Origin of the sequence: Bartonella sp. OC16QHHD (assembly GCF_042194035.1) — a bacterium.
Classification (GTDB): Bacteria; Pseudomonadota; Alphaproteobacteria; order Rhizobiales; family Rhizobiaceae; genus Bartonella.
Genome location: NZ_JBHIMJ010000056.1, coordinates 1 through 8075, shown reverse-complemented (window position 1 = coordinate 8075; position 8075 = coordinate 1). Strand labels below are relative to the sequence as shown.

At 36.6% G+C, this 8075-nt stretch carries 13 protein-coding genes and 1 pseudogene; 7 read left to right on the top strand and 7 right to left on the bottom strand.

Annotation, left to right across the window (positions count from 1 at the left end):
- Positions 1 to 83 precede the first annotated feature (83 nt).
- The 7 genes from ACFIK1_RS05870 to ACFIK1_RS05840 form a co-directional block, all read right to left on the bottom strand.
- Positions 84 to 707 (bottom strand): lambda exonuclease family protein, encoded by a 624-nt coding sequence (locus ACFIK1_RS05870; RefSeq protein WP_375638900.1) that lies wholly within the window; start codon positions 705 to 707, stop codon positions 84 to 86.
- Position 708: 1 nt separating this feature from the next.
- Positions 709 to 1518 (bottom strand): ERF family protein, encoded by an 810-nt coding sequence (locus ACFIK1_RS05865; protein ID WP_375613981.1) that lies wholly within the window; start codon positions 1516 to 1518, stop codon positions 709 to 711.
- A gap of 154 nt (positions 1519 to 1672) precedes the next feature.
- Entirely contained in the window at positions 1673 to 2203 is a 531-nt protein-coding gene (locus ACFIK1_RS05860) for an antA/AntB antirepressor family protein (RefSeq protein WP_375662311.1), read from the bottom strand.
- 362 nt (positions 2204 to 2565) lie between these two features.
- Positions 2566 to 3324: an antA/AntB antirepressor family protein gene (locus ACFIK1_RS05855; protein ID WP_375662310.1), complete on the bottom strand. Its 759-nt coding sequence runs from the start codon at positions 3322 to 3324 to the stop codon at positions 2566 to 2568.
- Positions 3325 to 3333: 9 nt separating this feature from the next.
- A complete protein-coding gene (locus tag ACFIK1_RS05850; RefSeq protein ID WP_375662309.1) occupies positions 3334 to 3669 on the bottom strand; it encodes a Rha family transcriptional regulator in 336 nt (111 codons plus the stop codon).
- Between the two features lie 124 nt (positions 3670 to 3793).
- Positions 3794 to 4168: a hypothetical protein gene (locus ACFIK1_RS05845; RefSeq protein WP_375662308.1), complete on the bottom strand. Its 375-nt coding sequence runs from the start codon at positions 4166 to 4168 to the stop codon at positions 3794 to 3796.
- A gap of 157 nt (positions 4169 to 4325) precedes the next feature.
- Complete coding sequence (locus ACFIK1_RS05840) at positions 4326 to 4943, bottom strand: XRE family transcriptional regulator (RefSeq protein ID WP_015856319.1); 618 nt, start codon at positions 4941 to 4943, stop codon at positions 4326 to 4328.
- 109 nt (positions 4944 to 5052) lie between these two features.
- Between ACFIK1_RS05840 and ACFIK1_RS05835 the strand changes: the two genes are divergently transcribed.
- The 7 genes and pseudogenes from ACFIK1_RS05835 to ACFIK1_RS05805 all read left to right on the top strand — a co-directional run.
- Positions 5053 to 5304: a helix-turn-helix transcriptional regulator gene (locus tag ACFIK1_RS05835; RefSeq protein ID WP_375638753.1), complete on the top strand. Its 252-nt coding sequence runs from the start codon at positions 5053 to 5055 to the stop codon at positions 5302 to 5304.
- A gap of 88 nt (positions 5305 to 5392) precedes the next feature.
- Positions 5393 to 5785: a hypothetical protein gene (locus tag ACFIK1_RS05830; protein WP_375662307.1), complete on the top strand. Its 393-nt coding sequence runs from the start codon at positions 5393 to 5395 to the stop codon at positions 5783 to 5785.
- Positions 5786 to 5935: 150 nt separating this feature from the next.
- Entirely contained in the window at positions 5936 to 6373 is a 438-nt protein-coding gene (locus tag ACFIK1_RS05825) for a hypothetical protein (protein WP_375662306.1), read from the top strand.
- A gap of 89 nt (positions 6374 to 6462) precedes the next feature.
- Positions 6463 to 6672: pseudogene (locus ACFIK1_RS05820) on the top strand (hypothetical protein); the annotation flags it as partial.
- Positions 6673 to 6734: 62 nt separating this feature from the next.
- A complete protein-coding gene (locus tag ACFIK1_RS05815; RefSeq protein ID WP_375662305.1) occupies positions 6735 to 7082 on the top strand; it encodes a DUF1376 domain-containing protein in 348 nt (115 codons plus the stop codon).
- Positions 7072 to 7407 (top strand): DUF1376 domain-containing protein, encoded by a 336-nt coding sequence (locus tag ACFIK1_RS05810; RefSeq protein WP_375662304.1) that lies wholly within the window; start codon positions 7072 to 7074, stop codon positions 7405 to 7407. The genes ACFIK1_RS05815 and ACFIK1_RS05810 overlap by 11 nt, the downstream gene beginning before the upstream one ends.
- A partial coding sequence (locus ACFIK1_RS05805; RefSeq protein WP_375662303.1) for a DUF1376 domain-containing protein occupies positions 7397 to 8075 on the top strand: 679 nt, incomplete at its 3' end. The genes ACFIK1_RS05810 and ACFIK1_RS05805, both read left to right, overlap by 11 nt.

The window sequence follows — 8075 nt, the reverse complement described above, 5'->3', positions numbered from 1 at the left end:
TGATAATATGTTTGGTGTTACACACGTTTAATTTCCTTAGTAAATGGGTGGGGGTGCTGGGAGGAGAGAGCACCCCCATAGGTTTAAGCAGCTTTTGCCAAAATCTTTTGCATCTCTTGTTCTATTTCCCCTAAAAAGATTTCGACCGCTTTATTGATCTCTTCAATGTGTTTCTCATCACGGAGGACGCGTTTGATTTTCATTCTCAAACCAGTAGATTTGCCTACAAAATTTGGATTATAGCTCATGAAATCACACCATTTGCGTCCAGTGCATGCCATTTGGAATTGCATCTGTGCGATATATTCAGGCTTGATTTCGTCATAAATAAAAAAACGCAAATGCGTGGTTGATTGTGGACATTTGACTTCTATTAAACCGTCCTCTCCAATCAACCCATCAGGACTAGCCCCCGCCATTTCCATTTTGGGGTGTGGGATAAACCCGCATCTTGTGACTTCTGCGTCATAAATGAATTCATATTCTCTTAAGGCATCTTCTTCATGTTCGATACCCCATTGCATAGCAGGTGTTGTATAAGATTGGCTTATTTCCTCTATTAAGCGTTCTGTCATGAGTTTCGTTTTGTAGTCTTCATATTTGCTGGTAGGCAAGCCTTTAGCTGTCTTACTGAGTACGCTGTAGACATTAGATGCAGTGACTTTACCCAAGCGCGCTTGAAACCACTCTGCTGTCCTTTGTTCCATTTCACACCGCCGTTTCTTGTTGAGTTGGCGCATATTCGATATCTTGTATAGGTGCATCTAATTGCTCTTGTTGTGCTTTATTCATTTGCTTTCGTTGCTTTTTTTTCAAAGAAAACAAAGCGGTTTGTGCTTGTTTAAAAGACATATCTTTTAGATTTTTTACTCCTATGAAAGAGAGAAGCCTACTTTCTTCAGATTGTGTTTTTTTAATTAATTCTTTGATTTCATTCATCTGTTCAGAAGAGATACCCGCAAGAAGTGTTATTCCATCTGTATCGTCTTCTTTTCTTGCAACATTAAGAAGCATGCCTAAGAGATATCTACGTGCGTAGCTTATAGTAGAACCAACCGCTTGTGTGTTATTTTTGCTTCCCGTAGCATCAATGGGAAATGTTCCTTGTGTTGATATTTCATTGCCCGATATATGCTTTAAAGTCATTTCTACAGTTATGTCATTTGAACTCTGGTCTTTGATACGAGAGAACAAGGCAAAGTGATGTTTTGCAAGAGGTTCTTTGATTGCATCAATATATTTATCAAGCGTTGTATAGAGGCTTTTAGTATGTGTATTAATGGCATTTTGTTCGATATTTTTATATTCCACTTGTATAGTAGAAAGATCACGGACAAAGTTTTGACGCTCTTGTCGTTCTATCTCCTTTTCTCGCAATTCAAGAAGACGCTTGAGACGATCCATATCGACATCATTTTCTAAAGCTCTTTCTAAAATAAGCTCCATAGCTGTAGGTTTGATTTCACAATCGTTCGTTTTTTCCACTAATTCCGTTTGTGTGGTACTTAGTTCACTCATCTTGATTTCCTCCTATTTGAGCGCAATTCCCCCGTGGCGTGAATCACGCTGGTGTTTAAAAGTTGGTTGGTTGTTACAATCCTGTTTCTAGAGACTGTATGATATTGACCACCTCCCCGTCTGAAAAGACGAGGAAATGAAATCATATTTTAAACTAAGCAGCTTTTACGACAGATCTTTCTAAGACCTGTTTTGCTTCTTTAATGAGGGCTTTATATTTTCTGTTCTCTTCATCCACTCTGAAAGCATCAATAAGACGCATATGAATTGGACCCAAAAGATACAAAACTTTTTCACCAGCGTTCATACCCTCCCAATAGCTTGGCAAATCAAAGCGTGTATCATTATCATAATCAACCGCTTGGCTTCTTAGTTTCTTCTCACATTCAATAAAGTAACGGCGTGCTTGACGTCCTTTCTCATTGCGTTCGACCATTGAGAGCTCTTTCGCCATGTCTAATGTGAGATGGTACTCTGTCATGTTTACATTTTGACGCTCCCCCGTTTTGGGGAACGTTAGAATATAGTCTTTTGTGTGAACAAATTTATATGTTTTTATGCGGTTTTTAATCCATGTCGTAAAGTCGCGACCTACTTCTAAAAATGTATGCAATTCGCGTGCATTAATGGTTTGAACAGTTTCCTGATCAATGATTTGTTCTGTAATTTTAATAAGAGTGTTCATAATGAACTCCTATCGATTAGAGGTTTTTCATTGACATCCAATAAAGGATGCCGGGTGCTGAAAAACACGGTCGATAGTCCGTCGTTACGCTTTCCCCATAAAGGGTATTGTATAGCGTAACTACACCCGACAAAGCCATTATATGCGTGTAACATACAATGAGTCAAAGCCTTTAATGTGCGGAGAAAAGATTGTTTCGGCAATCTATCCGCTATCGATTCAAGGTGTTTTTCAAGCACCTGATTCGACAATAGACATACTGATATTATATTGTCAATTAAAAAGTTTGAAAATTGACGCAAATAAATCATATCGATTTTATCAGTAAATTCGTATTTCTTTTCCATTATTGCATTCCTTAATTAATGCATGCTTTGTCTTTTAAGCTCTTGAGACAGCGCACCTATTCCTTTTGCTGTGATTTTTGCGCAAGGAATGACTTTTTCTATTCCACTTGCGGTTTGAAGCGTGATGGTTGGACAATCCATAAGTTGCTTTTGGATTTTATCTTGATACGGTAGCAAATTTCCACCTGCTGCTCGTCTGTAAATCCAACCTTTTTTCTGTAAGAAGAGAATGAACTGTTTTGGTTGCATCTCGAGTATTTTAGCAGCTTCTGTAAGACCGAAGAGTCCATTATGACGCTGTAAGCTTTCAAGAGCCATGGCTTTTGGTGTTAAATCTTCAATGATGATGTCTTTTTGATCTATTTGACCTTGTAGGTAATTCAAAAAACCAATCATAGCCTTTGGACTTGAATAGTCGATTTGTGGTGTTACTACTTGCTTTACACGCTTTTCACATTCGATAAAGTATAAACGGGCTTCTCTCCCTTTCTGATTGTTCTCAAGCATAGAAAGTTCTTTGGCTCTATCGAGTGTGAGATAGTAGTTAATCGCGATAACAGCCCTAGATTTTGCGCTCGCCAAATTTGGCGACCGCAAATCTTGTGTTTTTATAAAATCTTGTCCTTCTATAAAATTGTATCTGGTAATACGGTCCTTAATCCAATTGGAAAAGTCACGTTTTGCCTCTAAGAATGCATGCAGATCACGTGCATTTACTGTCTGAACTATTTCCTGATCAATGATTTGTTCTTTAATCTCTATGAGAGTATTCATGATGAACTCCTATGCAATCTGTTTAATTTTATTTTTAAGATGCATCATGATAGCTGCTCGTATTTCAGGTCTCGAAAAATCGATTTGGGGATTAGCTGCTTGCTCTTCTAATTTTTTCCAATAATCTATGATTTTTGCGCGTAACACAGTGTTATAACCTAAAATGACAATAAGAGATTCACGTTTAGGAAGATGGTAACAAGGAAGAGTACGACCTGTTGAATCTTTGTATAATCCAGCAAAATTACTCAGGTCGATTTTAAGTTCGCTAAATAGTTTACGAATATCTCGTATTACATAGCCATGTCTTTTACCGCATAACTCTGCAATTTCAATGCTAGACATGGTTGGAATTGTTTCGTGTTTGTTTGTATTTTGCTGGATAGCAATTAGCTTTTCCATTACGGACCTCATATTGGGTGGGATTGATAAATGAAAGGGGGCGCTTTTTCAAACGCCCTTAAGAATTTTAAAGCACATCACAAGGACGCAAACGGTGCTGCTGTTCATAGGTACCGTAAAACTCATCATTATATTTTTCTTTTGCTAAATCAGATAAAAGGTCATGGTAAGCAACACTCTCGCGTACAAAGTCATGAACTTTACTCTCCTCATGGAGATGTTCGATATTTTCTTTTACATATGCTTCTGCAATTTCTTCAGAGATATCTTCACAATTATTCTCAGAAGGATTGATGCGAAAGATTTGGATTGCATCATCTGCCTCATCAACAATGCTTAGAATTTGGCTTGCATCAAGTGGTCCCGACCGACCAATGTTTTGATCATCATCATAGACAACTAATAAAATTTCATCAGAATTTATAAGAATTGGATTTTCCATAATTTCTCCTCCCTAACGCCTCTTGGCGATTGTTTGTGCGTGGTTTGTATAATTACTTATATAACTATAATTATAAAATAGCAAGCAAAAAATTATAAAAAGTTATATTTTTTATAAAAAATATTATAATATCTTGCTGAATAAGAGGGGAGGATAATTAGCGATAAGTCCGAATCATCTTGCTGTAAGAACTTATTGGCAAAATAGCAAATATCTCTCCAACCCACACAATTTTAACATTCTTAATAGGTAAGGCATTCCAAGAAAGCAGATCTATTTCACCATTCATTCCCCTGCTAATCTGCTTTATATATCTTTTATTATCATGTGTTAAAATAACGGCTTCTTTGCCAAAAAAGGATTCTATTGTTTTAATTTGGCGCCGTCTTACGATAACCATATCTCCATCTTTATAGGCTGGAATCATAGAATCTCCTTTAACTTCAAAAGCAACCATATCATCAGGTAAAGCAAAAGGAATTTCTACTTGTTCAAGACCATCTTCAGGGATTTGTTCAAAACTTGGATCTATCTGTGTTCCTGCTCCAATATACCCCATAAGAGGAACAAAAGTTGTGAAGTGATTATCCCCTTTTAGTTCTTTATATAATTCTAAAATGGCATCTCGATTAGAGCCGCGTGGATCAGAATCTTTTAACCACTTAGACACTGAAGCTTGTGTTACGTTTAGCCGTTTGGCTACATCTTCTTGCGTTAAGTTAAACTCGGTCAAAATCTTTTTTAATGTGCTTATGATATTAGATTTATTACTCATACTTCTGCTTACCTTATTTTTTTATCGTTGATAAAGATAATTTTCATTGACTTTATATAACTATAATTATATGAATAAAATAAGACAAAGCTGTAATTGGAGCTTGTAAATGGATCAACGAGAAGATTTTAAGAATTTGACTAAGTCAATACGGGGCAAATTTAATTGGACACAATCAGAAATGGCGAAAATGCTTGGTGTAACTCAAGCAGCTGTTTGCAAGTGGGAAAAAAGAGGATCTATCTCCGTAATAAATTATCTCAAGCTGCAAAAGTTGAAGGATAGTTCTAGCCCTATGCCTGCTTTTACTACTTCTCCCACAGATAATAATGAACATCAACAGCAGCATACACACTCTTAAACATACACACTCTTAAAGAAGAAAGATCATGAGAAACGGAATATTGAAGAAGATCTATACACGGATTTGTAGATTAATAGGTTGCAATATGAAAATTGAGAATGGAGATAAGTTTGTGAAAGAATTTATACAAATACCGGATCGTGATTGTAGCATAGAAGATCTTATAAAACGACATAGAACTCATACAAAAGTTCTTGCAAAACAAGAAGAATGGCATAAGTCACAATTTGATAGTTGGATGAGATGGCATGAAGCAACTCTTGCAGAGCGAGATAAGTCAATTGAACAACAGCAAGTAGTACTTGAAAACCTATCCTCTTTAATTAAGCAAAAAAATGAAACGCTATACAGCCAAAGGCTAAAGTTAGCTTCACAGATGAAAGTTATTGATGAATTAAATAATAAAATCATTGAGTTAATCAACAAAAAAGAAGAACCGAGATTGATCGATTTTATTTTTGCAGGAGAAGTTTTTTAACTTGCGTCATTTGAGCCACAAATGAGGATTGTTAATTAACAATGAATCATTGCGAAGTTCCTTTTTCAAAAACATTTTTGCAAGACAGGCAATCACAACGCGCCCTGTCACAACAGCAGCATTTAGACTCTTAAAGAAGAAAGATCAAAGATGATAGATGTCCCACAAATCTCCATAAGCAAAGTCCAGTTGATTGATCTTGTTAATAAGATTGGACAGGAAAACATATATTATGGTGTCCTTTCGCCTCAAGATGCATGTTTTGAGATAAGTATAGATCCCTCATCAACAGGTTGTTTTGTCTATATGCTGCATAGTATCTTTGTGCGTGATGATAGAAATTATTTTCCGTTATTTCCGTACGATGATTTTAATCAATGGTTTTCATCTGTGTTTACGCAAGCTTTTACAACTTGGTTTGATAATTATTTTTCTCAACAGTTGTCATCTTTTTATCGCTTAAATGAGCTAATCTTATTTATAGCCTTAGTCAAAAATAGGCTTGATTTCTTAAGGGATAAACTCATCGAAAAAAGAGAAGAAGAAATCAAATTAATAGATGATGCATGCAGTGTGTGTCTGAGTTGAGTTAATCCAATTTTTTAAAACTTATAACTACGCGCTCTGTCATAACGCACATATAAATACGCAAATACGTAGAGCCTTAAGGGGGGATTATGATCACTAACGCACGAACCATTTTATGTCTTGATCTAGGGACTAAGACAGGCTGGGCGATACGTGGTGCGGATGGTTTTATCATAAGCGATACAGAAGATTTTCAATCACGCCGTTTTGAAGGCGGTGGCATGCGTTATTTACGCTTTAAACGGTGGCTTACTGAACTAAAGAGATCTGTTGATGAAATTGACGCGGTGTATTTTGAATAGGTACGCCGGCATGTAGGTACAGACGCTTCTCATATTTACGGAGGCTTTCTAGCAACCTNATGTCTAATGCAATGCCATGGATAAGATTCCATTTGTATGACTGGATAAGTGGTACAGATGGAATGACGTTAGAGCAAAGGGGCGCTTATATAACGCTTCTCGTTCGCATGTACGATAAAAAAGCACCAATTAAAGAAGATTTTGAAACGCTTGCACGTGCTTGCAATTGTTCACAGAAAAAATTTGCAGCTATTGTCGAATATCTCATGAGGAATGATAAACTTGTTGAGACAGATAATGGGTTGTGGAATACGCGCGTTGAAGAAGAACTCAATAACCTCAGTGAAGAGCTAGATAATTTTGCCTTTAATAATAATAAAGAAAAGGAGGGGAAATATGTCAACTAAATTACCGTGGACGAGGCTTTTTGCAGATAGGTGGGCGGTGGTCGTCGATTATTTACCTCCTGTAGAAGGTAATATCTATATGAGATTGCGATTTCGCATGCTTCGTACTGGTGAACCTCTTTTTTATAATATTAAAGTTTTATCTCATTACACTGGTTATTCAGTAAAGAAATTTGAGACAGCATTGAATGTTTTGCTAGAAGAGGGATACATCATTCGTTTAGAAGATGGTCGTTTGTGGAGTTCACAAGTTGAGGAGGAACTCAATAACTTCAATGAAGATCTAAATAATAATAAAGAACAGGAGGGGAAATATGTCAACTAAGTTAGCTTGGGTTCGTTGTTTTCCTTCTGATTGGGTATCTGATGCTAGTGGAATGACGTCGCATCAAATATCGACTTATATGATGTTGATATTGCTTATGTATAAGAAGAGACAGCCAATTCTTGAGAATGCCTCTATATTAGCACGCATTTCTGGTTGTTCAGTAAAAGCTTTTAATAAAGCGCTAGATTTTTTATTGAGTGATGAGAAACTGATACGTTTAGAAGGTGGTCGTTTATGGAGTTTACAGGTTGAAGAGGAACTCAACAACTCTAATGAGAATTTGAATAAGTTTTCAGAGAGAGCGCAAAAGGCAGCGAAGGCAAGATGGGATAAAAATACAAAAGATGCTTGTGATATTAAGCATGATGCTAACAGCATGCTTAAGGATGCTAAGCATGATGCTTGTGATGCTATAACAAACAATACAAACATATATAATAAAAAAACTAAAACTAACGTTTTAGCAAAAAAAGAAATTGGTTCTGAAAGTTTAGCAACAATCGATTTGGTTGACGAGCCAACAGAGGTTGCTGCTGTTGAGACCACATCAGAGCAAATCGAAACCTCATCAGACAACCAACCTCCCATTCACGAGCAAGAGAACGTTCCCAAAAAAGCAAAACGAGCGCAAGCTAATCGCGGTTGTCGATTGCCTACGGATTTTG